A 23,441-nucleotide genomic window follows, 5' to 3' on the forward strand; every position below is an offset into this window, starting at 1 on the left:
TTTCAAGCCCTGAACAGGTCCTGTTCCAACACCAAACTTTGCTGACCACTGTCCAGCCTGACCCTGGCCCCCAGCGGCAAGCACACATTCGGGTCACAATGCCCACTGCGCCACCCGGCCAGCACCGGTACGCCCAGCGGCGCGAAGGTATCCTCCAGCAACGGCGTCAGCGCCGCCGTGGTAATCCCGGCAAAATCCCCCACCAGCACGCCCTTCACCCCCTCCAGCTTGCCCCCCAGGCGTAGCTGGGTCAGCAGGCGGTCCACCCGGTAAAGCGGCTCGTTGACATCCTCGATGAACAGGATGCAACCCTGCGTGTCCAACTCGGCAATGGTCCCCAAGGTCGCCCCCAGCATCGACAGGTTGCCGCCCAACAGCGGCCCGCTGGCAACGCCCGGCAGCACACTACTCAAGGCGAAGTCAGCCGGGTGCATGATCGGCTCACCGGCCCGCACCTGGCCACCCAACTGGGCCAGCAACGAAGCTTCGGTTGGCTGCAGCTTGCCCCCCAGCAGGTCGGCATTGAGCATTCCACCATGAAAGGTGATCAGCCCAGTCTGCCGGTAAATGGCCGTGTGCAGCGCAGTGATGTCGCTGTAGCCGATCAGCGGCTTGGGGTTGCGCCGGATCAGCTGGAAATCGAGCTGATCGAGCAGGCGCATGCTGCCGTACCCCCCGCGCATGCACAGAATGGCGTCGATAGCCGGGTCGGCGAAGGCATCATGCAGGTCCTGCAGGCGCTGCTGGTCAGTGCCCGCCAGGTACCCTTGGGCCTGAAGGGCACTTGGGTAGATCCGGCAACGGTAACCGCGGTCAGCAAACCACTGGCTGGCCTTGTGCGTATCCAGCCGCGCCGGGCCGGCCGGGGCAATAATGGCGAAGCAGGCGTTATGGGGCAGCGCGGCGGGCAGGCAGGGTTGAACGGTTTCGGCGCAATTCATCGCGGCTCCTTGCAGCGCGTGGAACACAAACAAAAATGCCGATGCCGCCCTACGGCGCGCATCGGCATGCGTAGCTCTGCTATTGGCTCAGAGCTTGATTTTGGCTTCGTGAGCCTGCTGGTCGGCGTGGTACGAAGAACGCACCAGCGGGCCGGAGGCGACGTTCTTGAAGCCCATCTTGTAACCTTCCTCGGCGAACCAGGCGAAGGTGTCGGGGTGGACGAAACGCTGCACCGGCAGATGGCTGCGCGACGGCTGCAGGTACTGGCCGAGGGTGAGCATGTCGATGTCATGCTCGCGCATGCGGTGCATCACTTCGATCACTTCTTCGTCGGTTTCGCCCAGGCCGAGCATCAGGCCCGACTTGGTCGGTACGTGCGGCACCAGCTGCTTGAACTTCTGCAGCAAGTCCAGCGACCAATCGTAGTCCGAACCCGGGCGCGCAGCCTTGTACAGGCGCGGCACCGTCTCGAGGTTGTGGTTGAACACATCCGGCGGCTGCTGCGCGGTGATCTCCAGGGCAATGTCCATGCGCCCACGGTAGTCCGGCACCAAGGTTTCCAGCTGCACGCCTGGCGACAACGCGCGGATTTCGCGGAGGCAGTCGGCGAAGTGCTGGGCACCACCGTCACGCAGGTCGTCGCGGTCCACCGAAGTGATTACCACGTACTTCAGGCGCAGGTCGGCAATGGCAACGGCCAGGTTCTTCGGCTCGTCCAGGTCCAGCGGCTTCGGCCGGCCGTGGCCAACGTCGCAGAACGGGCAACGACGGGTGCAGATGTCACCCATGATCATGAAGGTCGCGGTACCACCGGAGAAGCACTCGCCCAGGTTCGGGCAGGAGGCTTCTTCGCACACACTGTGCAACTTGTGCTTGCGCAGCAGTTGCTTGATGCGGTCTACCTCGGGCGACACCGGGATCCGCACGCGGATCCAGTCGGGCTTCTTCGGCAGCTCGTCGGTGGGGATGATCTTCACTGGGATGCGTGCCACCTTTTCGGCACCACGCAGCTTGACCCCAGCTTCCACCTTCTTCGGCGCTGGGCGCTGGGTGGCATCCTGGGTAGGGTTCGGCACGGCTTCTTGCACAGTTGTCATATTCAGTCGATTCCGCCCGTGAGGGTCGTCTGCTCAGCGTAGTCGAGGTGCTTGACCAGCTGTCCGCGCAGCCTTGTCCTGACCTCGTCGAGTTCGATCGGGCCTGCCAGGTCGCGCAGCTGGGTCATCGCCAGCCCCGCATAGCCGCAGGGGTTGATTCGGCGGAATGGCGCAAGGTCCATGTCCACGTTCAGGGCAAGGCCGTGGAACGAACGGCCGTTGCGGATTCGCAGGCCGAGGGAGGCGATTTTCGCTCCATCGACATAGACGCCCGGGGCATCGGGCTTGGCCGCGGCCTGGACATCGTAACTGGCGAGCAAGTCGATGAGGGTCTGCTCGATACGGCTGACCAGCTCACGCACGCCAAAGCCCAGCCGACGTACATCCAGCAGCAGGTACGCCACCAGCTGCCCGGGGCCATGGTAGGTGACCTGGCCCCCGCGGTCGGTCTGCACCACCGGGATGTCGCCCGGCACCAGCAGGTGCTCGGCCTTGCCGGCCTGGCCCTGGGTAAAGACTGCAGGGTGTTCGACCAGCCAAATTTCATCCTGGCTGGCCGGGCTGCGCTGCTCGGTAAAGCGACGCATGGCCTCCAGCACCGGTTCGTAGGGCTGCAGGCCAAGCTCGCGAAAACCGAGGCAGGCGGACATCAGAGCACCATTTTCACGATGCCAGTAGCGCGCAGGGCGCTGTTGATATCGTGCAGTTGGTTCTCGCTTTCGGCAACGATGTGCAATTGCACGGTGGTGTACTTGCCTTCCTTGCTTTGGCGCTCGGCCAGCGTGGAAAGGTCAACCTTGGCGTGCTTGCTGAGAATCTCGATCACCGTGTCCTTGAAGCCTACTACGGTGTCGCCGATTACCTTGATCGGGTAATCGTCGCAAGGGAATTCGATCTTGTGCGACTTGACGTCTGGTTCGCTCATGGCGGAAACGGCCTCGTAAGCCGTGGCAACAACAACACCCCCGCGAGATACGCGGGGGCATGCAGGTCACGTATCAGTTGAACAACCCGTAGAAGAATAGACGGATGCTATCCCACATACGGCGGAAGAAACCACCTTCCTCGACGCCATCGAGGGCGATCAGGTTGGCGCTGTGAACCACTTGCTCGTCCAGTTTGACTTCCACTTTGCCGATCACGTCACCTTTGGCGATTGGCGCGGTGAGCTGCGGGTTCATGGTCATCGAAGCCTGCAGGCGCTTCAATTGGCCTTTAGGCATAGTCATGGTCAGGTCGTCGGCCAGGCCCGCCTTGACGATGCTGGTGGCGCCCTTCCACACCGGCGACTGAGTCAGCTCGGTACCTTTCTGGTAGAAGGTTTGGGTTTCGAAGAAGCGGAAGCCATAGGTCAGCAGCTTCTGGGTCTCGGCAGCACGCGATTGCTCGCTGTTGGTGCCGAACACCACGGCGATCAGGCGCTGGCCATCGCGAACGGCCGACGCCACCATGCAATAGCCGGCTTCGTCGGTGTGGCCGGTTTTCAGGCCATCAACGGTTTTGTCACGCCACAGCAGCAGGTTGCGGTTAGGCTGCTTGATGTTGTTCCAGAAGAACTCTTTTTGCGAATAAATGGCGTAGTGAGCCGGGTCGACGTTGATGATCGCACGGGCCAGGGTTGCCATGTCATGAGCCGACGAGTAGTGCTCCGGGTGCGGCAGACCGGTCGGGTTCATGAAGTGGCTGTTGGACATGCCCAGGTCGGTGGCCGTCTTGTTCATCATATCGGCGAAGGCGTCTTCGCTACCGGCGATGTGCTCGGCCAGGGCGACCGAGGCATCGTTGCCGGATTGGATGATGATGCCGTGCAGCAGGTCGCTGACGGTCACCTGGCTGCCCACCTTGATGAACATGCGCGAACCACCGGTACGCCAGGCGTTTTCGCTGACGGTGACCGGGTCGTTTTCACCGATCTGGCCGCGGCGAATGTCCAGGGTGGCGATGTAGGCGGTCATCAGCTTGGTCAGGCTGGCCGGCGGCAGGCGCTCGTCACCGTTGTTTTCGACCAGCACGTTGCCGCTGGACGCGTCCATGAGTACGTAGGACTTGGCTGCCAGCTGTGGTGGCGCCGGCGTCATCTGCTCCGCCGCGAAGGCGGCAGGCGTGATCATCAGCAGTACAGGGAGGCAAAGTCGTTTGGCAAGGTTGGTGATGTTCATCCGTCTCTCGAAAATCGCTAATGGTCTGATGTTCCCTGGGCAAGATCATGTGCCCAGCGCCAGTCAGTCTAGTTTTATGGCCGTAGGCCTGGCCCGACGACGTGCGGCTTTATGTCGCTGCGGGCAAAAGCCAACATTGTACATGCCTGCGCCCGGCAATTCATGACAAAACCGACAGTTTGGCGTGCCCGCGAAGAAGACGACGCGGTCAGTCAGCTGTGACCAGCTTGGCCTGCCCCAAGTTCGCCAGGCGGATGCTGTCTTGTGCTTGCTGGATCTCGCCTTGGCTGTTGATCGGCCCAAGGCGTACGCGGTGCAGGGTCTGCTGGTTACGCACGATCGAGCTGATGAATACCGGCGCACTGACCATGGCGCTGAGCTTGGAGCGCAGCAGTTCGGCGGCGTCCGGGTTGGCAAAGGCGCCCACCTGCAGGAAGCTGCCACCATTGCCGCCCGGCACGTTGTTGCCACCCACCTGCACCGGCACCACCGGCGCTGCATGCTGCTGCGGCGGTGGGGTCCATTGTTCGACGCGACCGGTACTGGCCGGCAGCGCCTGGGTTTGTGCCACTTGCGGCTCTTTCAGCACCATCGGTGGCGTCTGCCCACGCTGGGCCCACCATTGCTGCGGGTCGATGCCCTCGACGCGCACGTGCGCGGTGCCGATTTCGGCATAACCGAGCTTTTTTGCCGCGGCATAGGACAGGTCGATGATGCGGTCGGAATAGAACGGCCCACGGTCGTTGACCCGCAGGATTACGCTACGGCCATTGGCCAGGTTGGTCACCTTGACGTAAGCCGGCAGCGGCAGGGTCTTGTGCGCCGCACTCATGCCGTACAGGTCGTACAGCTCGCCGTTGGCGGTGTTCTGGCCGTGGAACTTGGTGCCATACCACGACGCGGTACCCTCGGCGCGGTAGCTGCGCGAGTCCTGCATCGGGTAGTAGGTCTTGCCCAGTACCGTGTACGGGTTGGCCTTGTAGTTGCCGGTATGCACGGTCGGTGTGGCGTCGGGGATCTTGTTTACATCCACGTCCCACCACGGTGCGCCGTCCTTGTGTGCCCGGTTGATATCCAGGCCTGGCTGGGTGCGCACCGCGCTGCCGCTGCTTTGCTGGGTCGGGCGGTTGGAAGAGCAGCTGGCCAGCACCACGCCAACGGCGAGGCAGGTAAGCAGCTTGAAAGAGTTGGCAGAGATGATTGCGCGCATTACTTGACGCCCCGTGCTTGAACCAGCTGTTCCGAAAGCTGATGCACCGCCATGGCATACATCACGCTGCGGTTGTAGCGAGTGATCGCGTAGAAGTTCTTCAGGCCCATCCAGTACTCGGGACCATTGTCGCCCTCGAGACGGAAGGCAGTAACCGGCAGATCATCGCGCAGCGAATCATGAACCGACCAGCCAAGCGTGCGCAACTCCCCAACCGTTTTAACCGGCTCGATGCCGGTGGTCAGGCCTTCGTCGGCGCGCGTGCCGTCTACCCAGGCGCGGCTGACCACGCCTTCGCCGGCCACCCAGCCGTGGCGCTTGAAGTAGCTGGCGACGCTGCCGATGGCATCGTCCGGGTTGTTCCAGATATTGATGTGGCCGTCGCCGTCGAAGTCCACCGCATAGTTGCGGAAACTGCTCGGCATGAACTGCGGCAAGCCCATGGCGCCGGCGTAGGAGCCTTTAAGGGTCAACGGGTCGAGCTGTTCCTCACGGGCCAGCAGCAGGAATTCGCGCAGCTCCTTGCGGAAGAACTCGGCCCGCGGCGGGTAGTCGAAGCCCAGGGTCGACAAGGCATCGATCACCCGGTAGTTGCCGGTATTGCGGCCAAAGAAGGTTTCTACGCCGATAATGGCGACGATGTACTGCGCCGGCACGCCATATTCCTGCTCGGCACGCGCCAGTACCGCTTCGTGCTGGCGCCAGAAGTCCACACCGCGGGCGATGCGCGCGTCGGTGAGGAACATCGGCCGGTATTCCTTCCACGGTTTCACCCGTTCGGCCGGGCGCGAAATGGCGTCGAGGATCGACTGCTTGCGCTGCACCTCACGGAACACACCCATCAGTTGCTCGGGGGCAAAACCATGGTCGCGGCTCATTTCGCCAACGAACTGGGCCACCTGGGGCGAGCTTTCGTAATCGCCGGCCTGGGCCAGCTGTACAGCGCCGAACAGGCCCACCGCGCCGAACCATGGCGCACAACGGGCAGCCCAGTTACGCACTGCTTGCATGAAATTGTTCACCTTATTCAAACCTGCGCGATCCACTTGCGGTGCGTGTGGATCGACATCAAAACGCCAAACGCTGAGAGCAGCGTCACCAACGATGTGCCGCCATAGCTGATAAAGGGCAGCGGCACACCCACCACGGGCAGAAGGCCGCTGACCATCCCGATATTGACGAACACGTATACAAAGAAGGTCATGGTCAGGCTGCCCGCCAGCAGCTTGCCGAACAGGGTCTGCGCCTGGGCAGTGATCACCAGGCCACGGCCGATCAGCAGCAGGTAGACGATCAGCAGCAGGCAGATACCGACCAGGCCGAATTCCTCGCCGAGCACGGCGATGATGAAGTCGGTGTGGCTTTCCGGCAGGAAGTCCAGGTGCGACTGGGTGCCGAGCAGCCAGCCCTTGCCGAACACACCGCCCGAACCGATCGCTGCCTTGGACTGGATGATGTTCCAGCCGGTGCCCAACGGGTCGCTTTCCGGGTCGAGGAAGGTCAGCACCCGCTGCTTCTGGTAGTCATGCATGACGAAAAACCACATCGCCACCGCCACCGGCACGGCAGCCGCCAGCACGCTGAGGATCCAGCGCCAGCGCAGGCCACCCATGAACAGCACGAAGGCACCGGAGGCGAGAATCAGCAGCGCCGTGCCCAGGTCGGGCTGGCGCACGATCAGGATGAACGGCACGCCGATCAACACCAGGCTGATCGCCACGTGCTTCAAATGCGGCGGCAAGGTGCGCTTGGACAAGTACCAGGCGATGGTCGCCGGCATGATGATCTTCATGAATTCCGAGGGTTGGAAGCGGATTACCCCGGGGATGTTGATCCAGCGCGTGGCGCCCATGGCGTTGTGGCCCATCACGTCCACCACCACCAGCAGTAGCACCCCTGCCAGATAAGCCAGCGGCACCCAGCGGGCCATGAAGCGTGGCTCCAACTGGGCGATGACGAACATCGACACCAGGCCGATACCGAACGAGGTGGCCTGCTTGAGCAGCAGGTCCCAGTTCTTGCCACTGGCCGAGTACAACACGAACAGGCTGCCGGCCGCCAAGGTCAGCAGAATGACCAGCAGGGGGCCGTCGATATGGATGCGCTGCAAAAAGCTGGCGCGCCGACGCATCACATCCTCGCTGGAGAGCATGCGATCGAAATTGTTCATCACAAGGCCGATTCCTGGGTAACGGTGGCCGGCGCGAACTCGGGCTTGAGCCGGCCGTTTTCGTCGAGCAACCAGGCGTCCATGATCTGGCGTACCACGGGGGCGGCAACACCTGAGCCGGACTCACCGTTCTCGACCATCACCGACACCACGATCTTCGGGGCTTCAGCGGGGGCAAAGGCGACGAACAGCGCGTGGTCGCGGTGGCGTTCCTGGAGCTTGTTGCGGTCGTACTTTTCGCCCTGCTTGATCGCCACCACCTGGGCGGTACCGCTCTTGCCGGCAATGCGGTACTGGGCGCCGGCTGCGGCCTTGCGCGCGGTACCGCGGGCGTTGTGCATCACCTGCTCCATACCGTGGGTGACCTTGGCCCAGTCGGACTTGTCACGCAGCACGATGTTTTCCATGGGGTTGTCGTCCACCGGCGGTTGGCCTTCGATGGTCTTGGCCAGGTGCGGACGGTTCCACACGCCCTTGTTGGCGATCAGTGCAGTGGCCTGGGCCAGCTGCAGCGGCGTGGCCTGCATGTAGCCCTGGCCGATGCCGAGGATCAGGGTTTCACCGGGGAACCAGGCCTGGCGGCGCGTGGCGCGCTTCCATTCGCGCGACGGCATCAGCCCGGCGGACTCCTCGAACATGTCGAGCGAAACCCGCTGGCCAATACCGAACTTGTTCATGTAGCTGGACAGCCGGTCGATGCCCATCTTGTGCGCAAGGTCGTAGAAGTAGGTGTCGTTGGAGCGCATGATCGCGACGTCCAGGTCGACCCAGCCATCGCCGGAGCGGTTCCAGTTACGGTACTTATGGTCGTAGTTGGGCAGCTGGTAGTAGCCCGGGTCGAACACCCGGCTGCTGGCATTGATCACGCCACTGTCCAGGCCAGCGATGGCCACTGCCGGCTTGATGGTCGAGCCCGGCGGGTACAGGCCACGCAGCACGCGGTTGAACAACGGCCGGTCGATCGAATCGCGCAGTTCGGCATAGGCCTTGAAGCCGATACCGGTGACGAACAGGTTGGGGTCGAAGCTGGGTTGGCTGACCATCGCCAGTACTTCACCGGTACGCGGATCGAGGGCCACGACCGCGCCCCGCCGGCCACCCAGGGCAGCTTCGGCAGCTTCCTGCAGTTTGATGTCCAGGCTCAGCACAATGTCCTTGCCCGGCTTGGGGTCGGTGCGCTTGAGCACCCGCAGCACACGGCCACGGGCGTTGGTTTCGACTTCCTCGTAGCCCACCTGGCCGTGCAGGGCGTCTTCGTAGAAGCGTTCGATGCCAGTTTTGCCAATGTGGTGGGTGCCGCTGTAGTTCACCGGGTCGAGCGTTTTCAGCTCTTTTTCGTTGATCCGCCCCACATAACCCACCGAATGGGCAAAGTGCGCGCCCTGCGGGTAATGGCGCACCAGTTGGGCCACCACTTCCACACCCGGCAGGCGGAACTGGTTGACCGCCACGCGGGCAATTTGCTCTTCGTTGAGCTCGAACAGGATCGGCACCGGCTCGAACGGCCGACGGCCCTGGCGCATGCGCTTCTCGAACAGAGCGCGATCGTCGGCTGTCAGCTCTAGCACTTCGACGATATTGTCCAGCACTTCCTGCCAATTACCCGCACGTTCGCGGGTCATCGACAGGCTGAAGCTGGGCCGGTTATCGGCGACGATCACCCCGTTGCGGTCGAAGATCAGCCCGCGGGTCGGCGGGATCGGCTGCACATGCACCCGATTGTTCTCCGACAGCGTCGAGTGGTAGTCGTACTGGATGATCTGCAGGTAGTACAGCCGCGCGATCAGTACGCATATAAGCAGCATGATCGCCACTGCGCCGACCACGACGCGGTTGCGCACCAGGCGGGCGTCTTTCTCGTGGTCCTTGAGACGGATCGGCTGCGACATCGGACTGCTTACAGGCTCATTTGTGGTAAGGGTGCCCGGACAATACGGTCCAGGCGCGGTAGATCTGCTCGCCGATGAGTATCCTTACCAACGGGTGCGGCAGGGTCAGCGGCGACAGCGACCAGCGTTGCTCGGCGCGCGCGCAGACCTCAGGCGCCAGGCCTTCCGGGCCGCCCACCATCAAATTCACCGTGCGCGCATCCAGGCGCCAGCGGTCCAGCTCGGTCGCCAGTTGCTCGGTACTCCACGGCTTGCCATGGACCTCGAGGGTGACGATGCGTTCCCCTGGCTGAACTTTGCTCAGCATGGCTTCGCCCTCCTGACGGATCAGGCGGGCGACGTCGGCATTCTTGCCACGGGTGTTCAGCGGAATTTCCACCAGCTCCAGCGATAGCTCGGCGGGCAGGCGCTTGGCATATTCATGCCAGCCTTCCTCGACCCACTTCGGCATGCGCGAACCGACCGCGATCAGGCGCAGACGCACAGCGCTGTCCTTATTCGCGGTCTTTGAGCTTGTCGGAGTACTCGTGGACGTGGTCCGGGCTGTGGTGCTTGCCATCGGCGGCACGGCTTTGCTCGGCACCCTGCCACAGGCGCTCCAGGTCATAGAACTGGCGGGCAGCGGCGGTCATCATGTGCACGATGACGTCGTTCAGGTCCAGCAGTACCCAATCGCTGTCGCCCTTGCCTTCTTCACCCAGTGGTTGAGCGCCTTTGGCCTTGACCGCTTCACGAACCTTCTCGGCCATCGCGTTGATCTGGCGGTTGGAGGTACCGGTGGCAATGATCATGTAGTCGGTCAGGCTGTGCTTCTCGCGCACGTCGATAACCTGGATGTCCTGGGCCTTGACGTCTTCCAGCGCGGCCTTGGTCACTGCGACCAGTTCTTCGCCGTAAATTTTCTGCTTGGTCATATAAAACTCGTTCAACTCGTGGAATGAGGCGCCAAAAGCGCCGTCAGTTAGGCGCACGATACAGTTCGTGCGCCTCGATGTAGGCCAGTACGGCGTCCGGCACCAGGAACCTCACCGACTTGCCGCTGGCCAGCAGCTGTCGGATCTGTGTAGCCGACACCGCAAGCGGCGTCTGCCAGACGAACGAAATATTTCCCGCCGGGCCGGACATGGCGGTGGGATCGCTCTCCGAACGCGCAGCCAACAGGTTGCGCAGCTCGTCAGGGGGTTCTACGTCGGCATCCGGGCGTTGCAGCACCAGGATGTGACAGTGTTGCAGCAGTTCTTCCCAGCGATGCCAGCCGGGTAAGCCACAGAAGGCATCCCAGCCCAGCACCAGGAAAAGCTGGTCGTCGGCGCCCAGTTCGGCACGGATCGATTCCAGCGTATCGATGGTGTACGACTGCTTGTCGCGCGCCAACTCGCGGGCATCCACACTCAGACAGGGCACGCCTTGCACGGCATTTTGCACCATGGCCAGGCGCGCCTGCGCGCTTACTTGCGGGGTGTCGCGGTGCGGCGGCCGGGCATTGGGCAACAGGCGCAGCTCATCCAGCCCCATGAATTCTGCCACTTCCAGCGCGCTGCGCAGGTGGCCGATGTGCACGGGGTCGAAAGTGCCGCCTAGAATGCCGATGCGCCGGACTGCCTGGGCCTTGCTCAACTCAGCAGGACTCCTGGCCGCGCAGCTGGCCGTCGCCGATCACAACGTACTTCTCGCAGGTCAGGCCTTCCAGGCCGACTGGGCCGCGGGCATGCAGCTTGTCGGTGGAAATACCGATTTCGGCGCCCAGGCCATACTCGAAACCGTCTGCAAAGCAGGTCGGGGTGTTGAGCATGACCGACGCCGAATCGACCTCGGCCATGAACTGCCGGGCTTCCCCCTGGTGTTCGCTGATGATCGAGTCGGTGTGGTGCGAGCCATAGTGGTTAATGTGCTCGATGGCCTGGTCCAGGCCGTCGACTACACGAATCGACAGGATCGCATCCAGGTATTCGGTGTGCCAGTCATCTTCCGTGGCCGGCTTGGCATCAATGATCGCCAGGGTACGCGGGCAACCGCGCAGCTCAACGCCCTTCTCGAGGAAACGGCGGGCCATCTCCGGCAGGAAGCGCTCGGCCACCTGCTGGTCGACCAGCAGCGTTTCCATGGCACCACAAATGCCGTAGCGGTAGGTCTTGGCGTTGAAAGCCACACGCCAGGCCTTGTCCAGGTCGGCATGCTGGCTGACGTAGATGTGGCAGATGCCATCCAGGTGCTTGATCACCGGCACGCGGGCATCGCGGCTGATGCGTTCGATCAGGCCACGGCCGCCGCGTGGCACGATGACATCGACGAATTCCGGCATGCTGATCAGCGCGCCCACGGCTTCGCGGTCGGTCGTCTCGACCACTTGTACCACCGCCGCCGGCAGGCCGGCTGCAGCCAGGCCACGCTGGATGCAGGTGGCAATGGCACGGTTGGAGTGGATGGCTTCGGAGCCGCCGCGCAGGATGGTCGCGTTACCCGACTTCAGGCACAAGCTGGCAGCATCGATGGTCACGTTCGGGCGCGATTCGTAGATGATCCCGATCACCCCAAGCGGCGTACGCATCTTGCCTACCTGGATACCCGACGGGCGGTAGCTCATGTCGCGGATGGCACCGACCGGGTCTGGCAGGCTGGCCACCTGGCGCAGGCCGGTGATCATGCCGTCGATACGCGCCGGGGTCAGCGCCAGACGGTCGAGCAGCGCCGGCTCCAGGCCGTTGGCGCGGCCAGCGGCCAGGTCCAGCTCGTTGGCCGCGGTCAGCTCGGCACGGGCGGCGTCCAACGCGTCGGCGGCAGCTTGCAGGGCGCGGTTCTTCTGCGCGGTGCTGGCACGGCCGATCACCCGGGAAGCTTCACGGGCAGCGCGACCCAAGCGGGTCATATAGTCAAGAACGGACTCAGTCATGGGTTCGGTGTCTTGGCGAAGGGGAAATCGGCTGATTATAACTGCCGCGCAGGTGTACGCCCAGCGGCGGGTGGCGGATGGTAGAAAATGGTGGGGGCAGGAGCGGGTTATGGGGTGATGCCCAGCGTCCGGCTCAGGGGCTCTGGCGCCTGTGAGATCGAGCGCCGCCCGCGCGGCGCTTCGCGGGGCAAGCCCGCTCCCACATCTGTTTCGGGCCAATCTCTCCTGTGAGCTCACCTCTGTCCGCCTTGTTGGTTCCATTCGATATCGAGCGGCAAAGCTGCTCTTCATTCATTTCCAGGCGTGCACCAAGGCTGCAACCCACCTGGCACAGAAATAATTGGCCCGAAACAGATGTGGGAGCGGGCTTGCCCCGCGAAGCGCCGCGCGGGCGGCGCTCGATCTCACAGGCGCTGAAAAACTCCAGCCAGGCACCGAGCACTCACTCACTCTCCTGTGAGCTCACCTCTGTCCGCCATGTTTGCTCCATTCGATATCGAGCGGCAAAGCTGCTCTTCATCCATTTCCAGGCGTACACCAAGGCTGCAACCCACCTGGCACAGGAATAATTGGCCCGAAACAGATGTGGGAGCGGGCTTGCCCCGCGAAGCGCCGCGCGGGCGGCGCTCGATCTCACAGGCGCTGAAAAACTCCAGCCAGGCACCGAGCACTCACTCTCCTGTGAGCTCACCTCTGTCCGCCATGTTTGTTCCATTCGATATCGAGCGGCAAAGCTGCTCTTCATCCATTTCCAGGCGTACACCAAGGCTGCAACCCACCTGGCACAGGAATAATTGGCCCGAAACAGATGTGGGAGCGGGCTTGCCCCGCGAAGCGCCGCGCGGGCGGCGCCCGATCTCACAGGCGCCAAACACCTCAAGCCGAACCCACCGCAAACCTCGCCACTGAAACATACGGATACCAATCAATCACTCCGCAGGTTCAGCCTCGATTAAGCCATTCATTGCTATCATCCCCCGCCTTCCCCGCCGCGAACTGCCCGCATGCCAGCCTTGCCCGACAGCTTTTTCGACCGCGACGCCCAGACCCTGGCCAAAGCCCTGCTGGGCAAAGTCATCCGCCATCGCCACGGCGATCTGTGGCTGGCCGCGCGCATTATCGAAACCGAGGCCTACTACCTCACCGACAAGGGCAGCCATGCCTCGCTGGGCTACACCGAAAAGCGCAAGGCGTTGTTCCTCGATGGCGGGCACATCTACATGTACTACGCACGCGGCGGTGACTCGCTGAACTTCAGCGCCCATGGGCCGGGCAACGCGGTGCTGATCAAGTCCGCCTATCCTTGGCAGGACGCCCTTTCGGGGCCAAACAGCCTGGCGCAAATGCAACTGAACAACCCCGATGCCAGCGGCAACCTTCGCCCACCCGAGCGCCTGTGCGCAGGCCAGACGCTGCTGTGTCGGGCGCTGGGCCTCAAAGTGCCGCATTGGGACGCCCAGCGTTTCGATACCGAACGCCTGTACGTGGACGATTGCGGCCACGCCGTACCGCAGGTCATCCAGGCCGCCCGCCTGGGCATTCCGCATGGCCGCGATGAGCACCTGCCCTACCGCTTCGTCGACGCCGAATACGCGCGCTTCTGCACGCGGAACCCGTTACGTCGCGGCCAGGTCGAAGGCCGCGACTTCTTCATTCTCGAACAAGGAAGCTGAACCATGGGCCAATGGCTCGACAGCCTGACCGGCTGGCTCAGCGCCAACCCGCAGTGGCTTGGCCTGGCAATTTTCCTGGTGGCGTGCATTGAATGCCTGGCCATTGCCGGCATCATCGTGCCGGGCACCATACTGCTGTTCGCCGTCGCGGTACTGGCCGGCAGTGGCGCCTTCAGCCTGAGCGAAACGTTGCTGTTGGGCTTTCTTGGCGGCCTGTTGGGTGACGCCTTGTCGTACACGGTGGGCAAATACTTCCACCAGAACATCCGCCGCCTGCCGCTGCTGCGCCACCATCCGGAGTGGATCGGCAGTGCCGAAAGCTACTTCCAGCGCTATGGCATCGCCAGCCTGCTGGTGGGGCGCTTCATCGGGCCGCTGCGGCCCATGCTGCCGATGGTCGCCGGCATGTTCGACATGCCGCTGCCACGCTTCATCGCCGTCAGCCTGGTGGCCGGCGCTGGCTGGTCGGTAGCCTACCTGCTGCCCGGCTGGGCCACCGGCGCAGCCATGCGCCTACCCCTGCCGGAAGGCTTTTGGCTGGATGCAGGCATCATCGCCGGCACCCTGGCAGTCATCATCGGGCTCAGCCTGAACACCAGTATTCGCGACCAACGCCATGGCACCCGGCTGATTGCCGGCATGAGTTTCGCCGCCCTGGCTGGGGTCTTTCTCGGCTGGCCCTACTTACACGAATTCGACCAAGGGGTGATGACCCTGGTGCAGGAGCACCGTAGCCAGGCCATCGATGGCGCCGTGGTACTGGTGACCCGGCTGGGGGATTTCCGCACCCAGTTGTGCCTGGGTGGGCTATTGACCGGCCTGCTGCTGCTAGCCCGGCAATGGCGCCATGCCCTGTTTGCTGCGGGCGCACTGATGGGCACGGCGCTTGCCAACGGCACGCTGAAGTGGCTGTTCGCCCGGGCTCGGCCAGAGGTGCTGAGCGACCCGCTGACCACCTACAGCATGCCCAGCGGGCACAGCTCGGCGTCGTTTGCATTCTTCCTGGTGATGGCGGTGCTGGCCGGGCGCGGGCAGCCGCCGCGAATGCGCCTGACCTGGGTGATGCTGGGCTGCATTCCAGCGCTGGCGATTGCCCTGTCGCGGGTATACCTGGGGGCGCATTGGCCCACTGACATCCTGGCGGGGGCGCTGCTGGCGTGCTGCGTGTGTGCGCTTAGCCTGGCACTGGCGCAACGCCAACAAACCCTGCCGGCCTTGCCGCAGCGGGTGTGGTGGCTGGTGTTACCGGCGTGTGTGGCGTTGCTGGCGTTCTTTGCCATGCATGCGTTACCGCAGGCGTTGCTGCGGTACCAGTATTGATGCCGCCTGTTCCGGCCTCTTCCCGGGCAAGCCCGCGCCTACAAGGAGCAAACAGGCCGGAGCTGCTGGCACTGAGGGATCAGGCAAACAGCTCCCCCTGAATCCGCTCCAGCAACTTCTGGATTTCCCCCAACCGCTCCTGCGGCGAGTCAAGGCTCAGCAAATCCAGCTTGTCCTCTTCCATAAACGGCAGCAGGTACGCCAGTTGGTTGGCCAACGCCTGACGCCCATCCACCGGGCGCGGCATGTCCAGCGCTTCGACCATTGGGTGTTCGCCCAAGGCCACCAGCAATGCCAGCAGGTCTTCATCTGCTTCGAGCAGCGGGCTGTCCGCCTGCTCCGACAGCCATTGCACCTGCCCCACCAGTAACTGGTCCTTCTGCACCTCGGTGCTTTCCAGGTTGAAGCGCCGCACACCTTCGACCCGAATACCCAGCAAGCCGTTGTCCTGCTGCACGAAGTCGCGGATCACCGCCTCGCAACCAATCGAGGCGACTACTGGCGGCGCCTTGCCGACCTGCTCGCCTTCCAGAATGCACACCACACCAAAACCTTCGCCCTGCTTCATGCAGCGCCCGATCATGTCCAGGTAGCGTGCCTCGAATATCTGCAAGTCGAGGAAGCAGCCAGGAAACAGCACGGTATCGAGGGGAAACAGCGGTAACGTCATTACAAGTCCTCAAGCCACCAGGCTGACCGCCAGCGGCAGGAATACCGCCGTGGCCACCCCCATCAGGCTCATCGCCAGCGCGGCAAAGGCGCCGCATTCATCACTTTCCTGCAGGGCGACCGACGTGCCCACCGCGTGCGCGGTCACGCCCAGCGACATGCCCCGTGCCTCGGGGCTGTGCACGCCAAAGCGGCTCAGTAGTGCCGGGCCAAAGATCGCCCCGATCACCCCGGTGATCAATACGAACACCGCCGCCAGGGCCGCTACGCCGCCAATTTGCTCGGCCACCAGCATGGCAATCGGTGACGTCACCGACTTCGGTGCCATGGTCATCAGGATCATGTGTTCGGCGCCGAACCACCAGCCCAGCAACAGGCAGCAAAGCGTGGCGAACAGCCCCCCGACTACCAGCGTAGTAAATGTCGGCCAGAACAGCTGCCGGATACGCCGCAGGTTGAGGTAGAGCGGCACAGCCAGGGCCACGGTGGCGGGCCCCAGCAGGATATTCATGATTTCGGTACTTTTGCGGTACTCGCTGTAATTGATACCGCACAGCAGCAATACGCCGATCACCAGCAACATCGATACCAGTACCGGCTGCAGGAAGATCCAGCGGGTTTTTTCGTAGGCGGCCAGCACCACCTGGTAAGCCCCCAGCGTGATGCCGATACCAAATAAGGGATGGTGAACCACCGCGTCCAGCGCGCCCTGCCAGTCGAGCATCATGGCTGTTCCTCGTGCTTGCCCTGGCGGTTGATGAGCTTCTGCATCAACACGCCGACGAATACCAGGGTCAACAGGCAAGAAATCAGCAGCGCCCCGGCAATGGCCCAGAAGTCTGCAGCGATGTCCTTGGCGTACACCATCACCCCTACTGCCGGCGGCACCAGCAACAGCGGCAGATAGCGCAGCAGGCTGCTGGCGGCTTCGTTGAGCGGCTTGCCGACCTCACCGCGGGCCATGAGGAAGAACAACAGCAGCACCAGGCCGATGATCGGCCCCGGCAGAAACGGCACCATCAGATGATTGATCGCCGTCCCTAGCAGCTGGAACAGCACCAGCCAGGTCAAACCACGCAACAGCATAAGCAACTCCCTCAGGCATGGCGGCCATTATAAGCACGGCTAGCTATATACCGATATTCGTCGAAAAGCGCGCAACTTGACTGAAACGGTTAGCCGTGCTGATCTTGCACCTTCGTACCAACTTACAACTTGGAGAGTCAGCGATGCCCTATGTACCGGTTACAGAGCTTTCGCAGTACGTTGGTAAGGAACTGGGCCGTTCCGCCTGGCTGAAGATCGACCAGCAGCGCATCAACCTGTTCGCCGAAGCGACCGGTGATTTCCAATTCATCCACGTTGACCCGGATAAGGCGGCAAAAACCCCGTTTGGCAGCACAATCGCCCACGGTTTTCTGACGCTGTCATTAATCCCCAAACTGATGGAAGACATCCTGATCCTGCCTGAAGGGTTGAAGATGGTGGTGAACTACGGCTTGGACAGTGTGCGCTTCATTCAACCGGTAAAGGTCGACAGCCAGGTGCGGCTGAAGATCGAGCTGGCCGAGGTTGTTGAGAAAAAGCCCGGACAGTGGCTGCTCAAGGCAATTGCCACACTGGAAATCGAAGGCGAAGAGAAGCCTGCCTATGTAGCGGAGTCGCTCTCGCTCTGTTTTGTCTGATGCACGGGGCCATACCTGTGGGTGTGGGCACGCCCATTCCCGCAGGGTCCATGCTTGGCCTTCTCTACAAACCCCCCGCACTCGCGTAAACTGCCAGCCTTCGCGCAGCCTAGGGCTGCCCCTGTCGAATTACCAAAGGTGCCCGCCATGCCCTGGCTGCAAGTACGCCTGGCCATCAGCCCGGAACAAGCCGAAACCTACGAAGACGCCCTGCTCGAAGTAGGCGCCGTCTCGGTCACGTTCATGGATGCCGAAGATCAACCGATTTTCGAACCAGACCTCAACACCACCCCGCTGTGGTCGCATACCCACCTGCTGGCGCTGTTCGAGGCCGACACCGACCCTGAACAGGTGTTCGCCCACCTGCGCCTGCTGACCAGCGCCGAGCTGCCAGAGCACCAGGCCGAGGTGATCGAGGACCAGGACTGGGAGCGCAGCTGGATGGACAACTTCCAGCCGATGCGCTTCGGCCGCCGCCTGTGGATCGTACCTAGCTGGCACGACGCGCCGGAAAAGGACGCCGTTAACCTGCTGCTGGACCCGGGCCTGGCCTTCGGCACCGGCACCCACCCCACTACCGCCCTGTGCCTGGAATGGCTCGATGGCCAGCAACTCGAAGGCACCCAGGTGCTGGACTTTGGCTGCGGCTCGGGCATCCTGGCCATTGCTGCCCTGCTGCTGGGCGCCCGTGAGGCGGTCGGTACCGACATCGACGTACAGGCCATCGAAGCTTCCCGCGACAACGCCCAGCGTAATGGCATCGCCGATGAGAAGCTGGCGCTGTACTTGCCCGAGCACATGCCGGCGATGCAAGCCGATGTGCTGGTCGCCAACATCCTTGCTGGCCCGCTGGTATCGCTGGCGCCGCAATTGTCCGGCCTGGTCCGCCCAGGGGGGTTGCTGGCACTGTCGGGTATCCTGGCCGAGCAGGGTGAGGACGTGGCTGCAGCCTACGCCGCCGACTTCGAGCTGGACCCAATCGTCGTGCGCGACGGCTGGGTGCGCATCAGTGGTCGCCGCCGCTAAGCGGGCCTAGAATACTTTTCTGCACAGCTCCCGGATTGCCGCATGACCGACAGTTTCGTCACCCAGTGCCCGCATTGCCAGACCAGCTTTCGCGTCACCCACCACCAGTTGAGCGTGGCCCGCGGTGTGGTGCGTTGCGGCCATTGCCTGCAGGTGTTCAATGCTGCCAAGCAGTTGCTGGAGCAGAGCCGCACTAGCGCTCCTCTGGTGGCGGCGCCGGTGCCAGCGGTGCCTGACGAGCCGGTAATCACGCCAGCCGCCGCGCCCGCGATCAGTGAACGGCGCAGCCAACCTGACGAAGACTGGGCGCTCACCGCCCAGGCGCTGGACGCCCTCGACCTGGACAAGGAGCTGGAGCGCCTGGAACGTCGCGCCCCCCCCGCCCCGGCACACCCGGTTAACCCGAATGGTGGGCTGCAGGCACGGCGCGACGAGCTGCAGCCGGACGAGCATGGCGATGACTTGTTCGGCACGGCCACCGATGACCCCTTCGAGTCGCAACCAGCAGCAGCGCCTGCGCCCGTGCTGCTAGAGCCGGAGCCCCTGCAGTTGGACCTGGAGCCCGCCCCCGGCGAGCGCACCGAGCCCACCCTGGGTGGCAACCTGGACCTCGACATCGACGACGAACCCCCGGTGCGCCGCGCCATCGAAATCGATGACCACCTCGAATTCAACGAAGCGCTGCGCGCCAGCGAGGACGAAGTCACGGAAAAGGGCCTGAGCGCACGGGATGACGACCCGCTGGAGCTGCACCTGTCAGCGCGCGACGACGACCCGAACCAGCCACTGCCCGGCGAGCGCCTGGAGCCGGGCCTTACCAGCAAGCCTGAGCGCCCGACGCGCAAGGAGCCGCTGGTCGACGTGGTCGACGACCCGCTGCAGTTGGGCTGGGAAAAGCCCGCAGCCAATTGGGGCAAGCGCCTGCTGTGGGGCTTGCTCACCCTACTGGCAGCTGGCCTGCTGGCCTTCCAGTACGTGTGGTTCCACTTCGACGAAATGGCCCGGCAGGACCAGTACCGGCCGATCTTCCAGCAAATCTGCCCGATGGTCGGTTGCCAGGTGCCGAACCGCGTCGATATCGCGCGGATCAAGAGCAGCAACCTGGTTGTACGCAGCCACCCAGACTTCAAGGGCGCACTGATCGTCGACGCAATCATTTACAACCGTGCACCGTTCGCCCAGCCGTTCCCGCTGCTGGAGCTGCGCTTCGCCGACCTTAATGGCCAACTGATCGCCAGCCGGCGCTTCAAGCCCAGCGAGTACCTGTCCGGTGAACTGGCCGGGCGCGGCGACATGCCCAGCCAGACCCCGATCCACATCGCCCTGGACATCCTCGACCCGGGGCCGAAGGCGGTGAACTACAGCCTCAGCTTCCGTTCACCGGAATAAGCGACAAGCGGCTAGCTGCAAGCCACAAGACAAGCGAGCCGATAGCCGGTCTGCTGCCTCTTGCAGCTTGAAGCTTGCCGCTTGCCGCTCGCCCCGATTGTTCAGATTTTATCCAAACCCATCTTTATCCGGTCACCGAGAGCGGGTATCATGCCCACCCTTTTTCGAACTCCAAGATTCGGCCCCACAACAGGGATCACCTATGTCGGCGGTACGCATCGGCCCATACACACTACGTAACAACCTGATACTCGCGCCCATGGCCGGGGTCACGGACCAGCCTTTCCGTACACTTTGCCAGCGCCTGGGCGCAGGCATGGTGGTATCGGAAATGGTCTCCAGCGACATGAGCCTGTGGAACAGCCGCAAGTCGAGCCTGCGCCGCATCCATGAAGGTGATCCCGAGCCACGCTCGGTACAGATCGCCGGTGGTGACGCGCAGATGATGGCAGCGGCGGCGCGGGCCAACGTCGAAGCGGGCGCCCAAATCATCGATATCAACATGGGCTGCCCGGCGAAAAAAGTCTGCAACAAAGCCGCAGGCTCTGCTTTATTGAGAGATGAAGCGTTGGTCAGCGAGATCCTCCACGCCGTGGTCGGTGCGGTGGATGTCCCGGTGACTTTGAAAATCCGCACCGGCTGGGACCGGGCGAACAAGAACGGTCTGAACGTGGCGAAGATCGCCGAACAGGCCGGCATCCAGGCGCTGGCGGTGCATGGCCGCACACGCGCCGACCTGTACACCGGCGAAGCCGAATACGACACCATCGCTGCTATCAAGCAGGCGGTATCGATTCCGGTTTTTGCCAACGGCGATATCACCTCGCCAGAAAAGGCCCGGGCAGTGCTGGACGCTACCGGGGTCGATGGCCTGTTGATTGGCCGGGCCGCCCAAGGGCGGCCATGGATTTTTCGTGAAATCGAGCATTACCTGCGCACTGGCCAACACCTGCCAGCGCCGCAGCTGGACGAAGTGGAACACATCCTGCTGGAGCACCTGGCCGCGCTGCATGCCTTCTATGGCGATGTGATGGGCGTACGTATCGCCCGCAAGCACGTTGGCTGGTACCTGGCGACACGACCCGGCGGCAAGGAGTTTCGCTCCCGGTTCAACGCTTTGGAAGACACACAAGCGCAGTGCGCCAACGTTCGCGCGTTTTTCAGTGAACGTCGACAGAGCCTTGAGACAGAGGACGGACAAGGGGTGGCCGCATGACGATGATGACCGAGAATTTTGTGAGTGGAACAACGCCCGTGAGCGACAACGCCAACCTGAAACAGCACCTCAACACGCCGAGCGAAGAGGGCCAGACCCTTCGCGACAGCGTCGAGAAGGCGCTGCACAACTACTTCGCTCACCTGGAAGGCGCGACGGTGACGGACGTGTACAACCTGGTGCTCTCCGAAGTCGAGGCGCCCCTGCTCGAAAGCGTGATGAACTACGTCAAGGGCAACCAGACCAAGGCCAGCGAGATGCTCGGACTGAACCGAGGTACCCTGCGCAAGAAGCTCAAGCAGTACGACTTGTTGTAAGCCAGAATCCCAACCAGAAAAGGCGGCTCCCTGAACAGAGGCGCCTTTTTTGCTGACTCCACCGCGTTATTGGAACCCGAAATGACCGACCAGACTACCCGCCTGCCAGTCCGCCGCGCCCTGATCAGCGTCTCCGACAAGACCGGTATCCTCGAATTCGCCCGTGAGCTGCAGCAGCTCGGTGTCGAGATCCTGTCCACCGGCGGCACCTACAAGCTGCTCAAGGACAACGGCGTAAACGCGGTGGAAGTGGCCGACTACACCGGCTTCGCCGAAATGATGGATGGCCGGGTCAAAACCCTGCACCCGAAGATCCACGGTGGCATCCTCGGCCGCCGCGGCACCGACGACGCCATCATGAACGAGCACGGCATCAAGCCGATCGACCTGGTGGCGGTCAACCTGTACCCGTTCGAGGCAACCATTTCCAAGCCGGGCTGTGACCTGCCGACCGCCATCGAGAACATCGACATCGGCGGCCCGACCATGGTCCGTTCGGCTGCCAAGAACCACAAGGACGTGGCCATCGTGGTCAATGCCAGCGACTACGCAGGCATCGTCGAAGGCCTCAAGGCCGGCGGCCTGACCTACGCCCAGCGCTTCGACCTGATGCTCAAGGCGTTCGAGCACACCGCCGCCTACGACGGCATGATCGCCAACTACATGGGCACCATCGACCAGGTTAAAGAGACCCTGAGCACCGAAGGCCGCAGCGAATTCCCGCGCACCTTCAACAGCCAGTTCGTCAAGGCCCAGGAAATGCGCTATGGCGAGAACCCGCACCAGAGCGCGGCGTTCTACGTAGAAGCGAAGAAAGGCGAAGCCAGCATTTCCACCGCTATCCAGCTGCAGGGCAAAGAACTTTCGTTCAACAACGTGGCCGATACCGACGCCGCGCTGGAGTGCGTGAAGAGCTTCGTCAAGCCAGCCTGCGTCATCGTCAAGCACGCCAACCCGTGCGGCGTGGCCGTGGTGCCAGAAGACGAAGGCGGCATCCGCAAGGCCTACGACCTAGCCTACGCCACTGACACCGAATCGGCGTTTGGCGGCATCATCGCCTTCAACCGCGAGCTGGATGGCGAAACCGCCAAGGCCATCGTCGAGCGCCAGTTCGTCGAAGTGATCATCGCCCCGAAAATTTCCCAGGCGGCCCGCGACGTGGTCGCCGCCAAGCAGAATGTGCGCCTGCTGGAATGCGGCGAGTGGCCTGCTGAGCGCGCTGCCGGTTGGGACTTCAAGCGTGTCAACGGTGGCCTGCTGGTGCAGAGCCGCGATATCGGCATGATCACCGCCGATGACCTGAAGATCGTCACCAAGCGTGCCCCGACCGAGCAAGAAGTCCACGACCTGGTGTTCGCCTGGAAAGTGGCCAAGTTCGTCAAGTCCAATGCCATTGTCTACGCTAAGCAGCGCCAGACCATTGGCGTCGGCGCCGGCCAGATGAGCCGCGTCAACTCCGCACGAATCGCTGCAATCAAGGCCGAACATGCTGGCCTGCAGGTGCAAGGTGCGGTCATGGCGTCGGACGCGTTCTTCCCGTTCCGTGATGGCATCGACAATGCCGCCAAAGTGGGTATCAGCGCCGTGATCCAGCCGGGTGGTTCGATGCGTGATGCCGAGGTGATTGCTGCCGCTGACGAAGCCGGCATCGCCATGGTATTCACCGGCATGCGCCACTTCCGCCACTAATTTATCTGGCCGGGCGAACCTCGGCCCCTGGAGCGGGTTCACCCGCGAATGCTGCGGTGAATCCACCATCGTATTCGCGGGTGAACCCGCTCCTACAGGG

Annotated in this window: 24 protein-coding genes; 8 read left to right on the top strand and 16 right to left on the bottom strand. The window is 63.0% G+C overall.

Annotation, left to right across the window (positions count from 1 at the left end; all coding sequences use genetic code 11):
- Positions 1 to 2: 2 nt before the first annotated feature.
- The 13 genes from DV532_RS22055 to DV532_RS22115 all read right to left on the bottom strand — a co-directional run bounded on the left by DV532_RS22055 (position 3) and on the right by DV532_RS22115 (position 12,357).
- Positions 3 to 941 carry an LD-carboxypeptidase gene (locus DV532_RS22055; RefSeq protein WP_056794877.1) on the bottom strand — a complete coding sequence of 313 codons (939 nt, stop codon included), beginning with the start codon at positions 939 to 941 and terminating at the stop codon, positions 3 to 5.
- Between the two features lie 87 nt (positions 942 to 1,028).
- On the bottom strand, positions 1,029 to 2,039 hold the full coding sequence (gene lipA, locus DV532_RS22060) for a lipoyl synthase (protein WP_056794875.1): 1,011 nt from the start codon (positions 2,037 to 2,039) through the stop codon (positions 1,029 to 1,031).
- A 2-nt stretch (positions 2,040 to 2,041) separates the two neighbouring features.
- A complete protein-coding gene (gene lipB / locus DV532_RS22065) occupies positions 2,042 to 2,689 on the bottom strand; it encodes a lipoyl(octanoyl) transferase LipB (RefSeq protein ID WP_056794872.1) in 648 nt (215 codons plus the stop codon).
- Entirely contained in the window at positions 2,689 to 2,964 is a 276-nt protein-coding gene (locus DV532_RS22070) for a DUF493 domain-containing protein (RefSeq protein WP_003249736.1), read from the bottom strand. The genes lipB and DV532_RS22070 overlap by 1 nt, the downstream gene beginning before the upstream one ends.
- Before the next feature lie 73 nt (positions 2,965 to 3,037).
- The gene (locus DV532_RS22075) at positions 3,038 to 4,198 is read right to left on the bottom strand and encodes a D-alanyl-D-alanine carboxypeptidase family protein (protein WP_056794869.1); all 1,161 of its coding nucleotides are present in this window, start codon (positions 4,196 to 4,198) and stop codon (positions 3,038 to 3,040) included.
- Between the two features lie 208 nt (positions 4,199 to 4,406).
- Complete coding sequence (locus DV532_RS22080; RefSeq protein ID WP_056794868.1) at positions 4,407 to 5,408, bottom strand: septal ring lytic transglycosylase RlpA family protein; 1,002 nt, start codon at positions 5,406 to 5,408, stop codon at positions 4,407 to 4,409.
- Positions 5,408 to 6,418, bottom strand: a complete 1,011-nt coding sequence (gene mltB, locus DV532_RS22085; protein ID WP_056794865.1) for a lytic murein transglycosylase B — start codon at positions 6,416 to 6,418, stop codon at positions 5,408 to 5,410. Before mltB ends, DV532_RS22080 begins: the two co-directional genes overlap by 1 nt.
- Before the next feature lie 17 nt (positions 6,419 to 6,435).
- Positions 6,436 to 7,539: a rod shape-determining protein RodA gene (gene rodA / locus DV532_RS22090; protein ID WP_056796665.1), complete on the bottom strand. Its 1,104-nt coding sequence runs from the start codon at positions 7,537 to 7,539 to the stop codon at positions 6,436 to 6,438.
- A gap of 38 nt (positions 7,540 to 7,577) precedes the next feature.
- Positions 7,578 to 9,467, bottom strand: coding sequence for a penicillin-binding protein 2 (mrdA, locus tag DV532_RS22095; RefSeq protein WP_056794862.1), 1,890 nt, complete (start codon positions 9,465 to 9,467; stop codon positions 7,578 to 7,580).
- 16 nt (positions 9,468 to 9,483) lie between these two features.
- A complete protein-coding gene (gene rlmH / locus DV532_RS22100) occupies positions 9,484 to 9,951 on the bottom strand; it encodes a 23S rRNA (pseudouridine(1915)-N(3))-methyltransferase RlmH (protein ID WP_003249722.1) in 468 nt (155 codons plus the stop codon).
- 10 nt (positions 9,952 to 9,961) lie between these two features.
- Positions 9,962 to 10,381, bottom strand: coding sequence for a ribosome silencing factor (gene rsfS / locus DV532_RS22105; protein WP_056794859.1), 420 nt, complete (start codon positions 10,379 to 10,381; stop codon positions 9,962 to 9,964).
- 43 nt (positions 10,382 to 10,424) lie between these two features.
- On the bottom strand, positions 10,425 to 11,084 hold the full coding sequence (gene nadD, locus DV532_RS22110; RefSeq protein ID WP_056794857.1) for a nicotinate-nucleotide adenylyltransferase: 660 nt from the start codon (positions 11,082 to 11,084) through the stop codon (positions 10,425 to 10,427).
- 1 nt (position 11,085) lies between these two features.
- Entirely contained in the window at positions 11,086 to 12,357 is a 1,272-nt protein-coding gene (locus DV532_RS22115) for a glutamate-5-semialdehyde dehydrogenase (RefSeq protein WP_056794855.1), read from the bottom strand.
- 1,004 nt (positions 12,358 to 13,361) lie between these two features.
- Here DV532_RS22115 and DV532_RS22120 point away from each other — a divergent pair.
- A complete protein-coding gene (locus tag DV532_RS22120) occupies positions 13,362 to 14,030 on the top strand; it encodes a DNA-3-methyladenine glycosylase (RefSeq protein WP_056794852.1) in 669 nt (222 codons plus the stop codon).
- A 3-nt stretch (positions 14,031 to 14,033) separates the two neighbouring features.
- Positions 14,034 to 15,350 carry a bifunctional DedA family/phosphatase PAP2 family protein gene (locus DV532_RS22125; RefSeq protein ID WP_056794849.1) on the top strand — a complete coding sequence of 439 codons (1,317 nt, stop codon included), beginning with the start codon at positions 14,034 to 14,036 and terminating at the stop codon, positions 15,348 to 15,350.
- 79 nt (positions 15,351 to 15,429) lie between these two features.
- Here the strand turns inward: DV532_RS22125 and DV532_RS22130 are convergent, their stop codons facing one another.
- Genes DV532_RS22130 through DV532_RS22140 form a run of 3 tightly spaced genes read right to left on the bottom strand, consistent with a single transcriptional unit; the run spans position 15,430 to position 17,105 of the window.
- Positions 15,430 to 16,020, bottom strand: coding sequence for an LON peptidase substrate-binding domain-containing protein (locus DV532_RS22130; RefSeq protein WP_056794846.1), 591 nt, complete (start codon positions 16,018 to 16,020; stop codon positions 15,430 to 15,432).
- Between the two features lie 9 nt (positions 16,021 to 16,029).
- Entirely contained in the window at positions 16,030 to 16,746 is a 717-nt protein-coding gene (locus DV532_RS22135; RefSeq protein WP_056794843.1) for an LrgB family protein, read from the bottom strand.
- Positions 16,743 to 17,105 carry a CidA/LrgA family protein gene (locus DV532_RS22140; protein ID WP_056794840.1) on the bottom strand — a complete coding sequence of 121 codons (363 nt, stop codon included), beginning with the start codon at positions 17,103 to 17,105 and terminating at the stop codon, positions 16,743 to 16,745. The genes DV532_RS22135 and DV532_RS22140 overlap by 4 nt, the downstream gene beginning before the upstream one ends.
- A gap of 143 nt (positions 17,106 to 17,248) precedes the next feature.
- Between DV532_RS22140 and DV532_RS22145 the strand changes: the two genes are divergently transcribed.
- The 6 genes from DV532_RS22145 (at position 17,249) to purH (ending at position 23,341) form a co-directional block, all read left to right on the top strand.
- Positions 17,249 to 17,704: a MaoC family dehydratase gene (locus tag DV532_RS22145; RefSeq protein WP_056794837.1), complete on the top strand. Its 456-nt coding sequence runs from the start codon at positions 17,249 to 17,251 to the stop codon at positions 17,702 to 17,704.
- 147 nt (positions 17,705 to 17,851) lie between these two features.
- Positions 17,852 to 18,730 carry a 50S ribosomal protein L11 methyltransferase gene (gene prmA / locus DV532_RS22150; RefSeq protein ID WP_056794834.1) on the top strand — a complete coding sequence of 293 codons (879 nt, stop codon included), beginning with the start codon at positions 17,852 to 17,854 and terminating at the stop codon, positions 18,728 to 18,730.
- Between the two features lie 42 nt (positions 18,731 to 18,772).
- A complete protein-coding gene (locus DV532_RS22155; RefSeq protein ID WP_056794830.1) occupies positions 18,773 to 20,119 on the top strand; it encodes a DUF3426 domain-containing protein in 1,347 nt (448 codons plus the stop codon).
- A 202-nt stretch (positions 20,120 to 20,321) separates the two neighbouring features.
- Positions 20,322 to 21,335 carry a tRNA dihydrouridine synthase DusB gene (dusB, locus tag DV532_RS22160; RefSeq protein ID WP_056794827.1) on the top strand — a complete coding sequence of 338 codons (1,014 nt, stop codon included), beginning with the start codon at positions 20,322 to 20,324 and terminating at the stop codon, positions 21,333 to 21,335.
- Positions 21,332 to 21,652 (top strand): DNA-binding transcriptional regulator Fis, encoded by a 321-nt coding sequence (gene fis / locus DV532_RS22165; protein ID WP_003249693.1) that lies wholly within the window; start codon positions 21,332 to 21,334, stop codon positions 21,650 to 21,652. Before dusB ends, fis begins: the two co-directional genes overlap by 4 nt.
- 81 nt (positions 21,653 to 21,733) lie before the next feature.
- Positions 21,734 to 23,341 carry a bifunctional phosphoribosylaminoimidazolecarboxamide formyltransferase/IMP cyclohydrolase gene (gene purH / locus DV532_RS22170; RefSeq protein WP_056794824.1) on the top strand — a complete coding sequence of 536 codons (1,608 nt, stop codon included), beginning with the start codon at positions 21,734 to 21,736 and terminating at the stop codon, positions 23,339 to 23,341.
- Positions 23,342 to 23,441: the final 100 nt, after the last annotated feature.

The sequence above is a fragment of the Pseudomonas sp. Leaf58 genome, assembly GCF_003627215.1.
Classification (GTDB): Bacteria; Pseudomonadota; Gammaproteobacteria; order Pseudomonadales; family Pseudomonadaceae; genus Aquipseudomonas.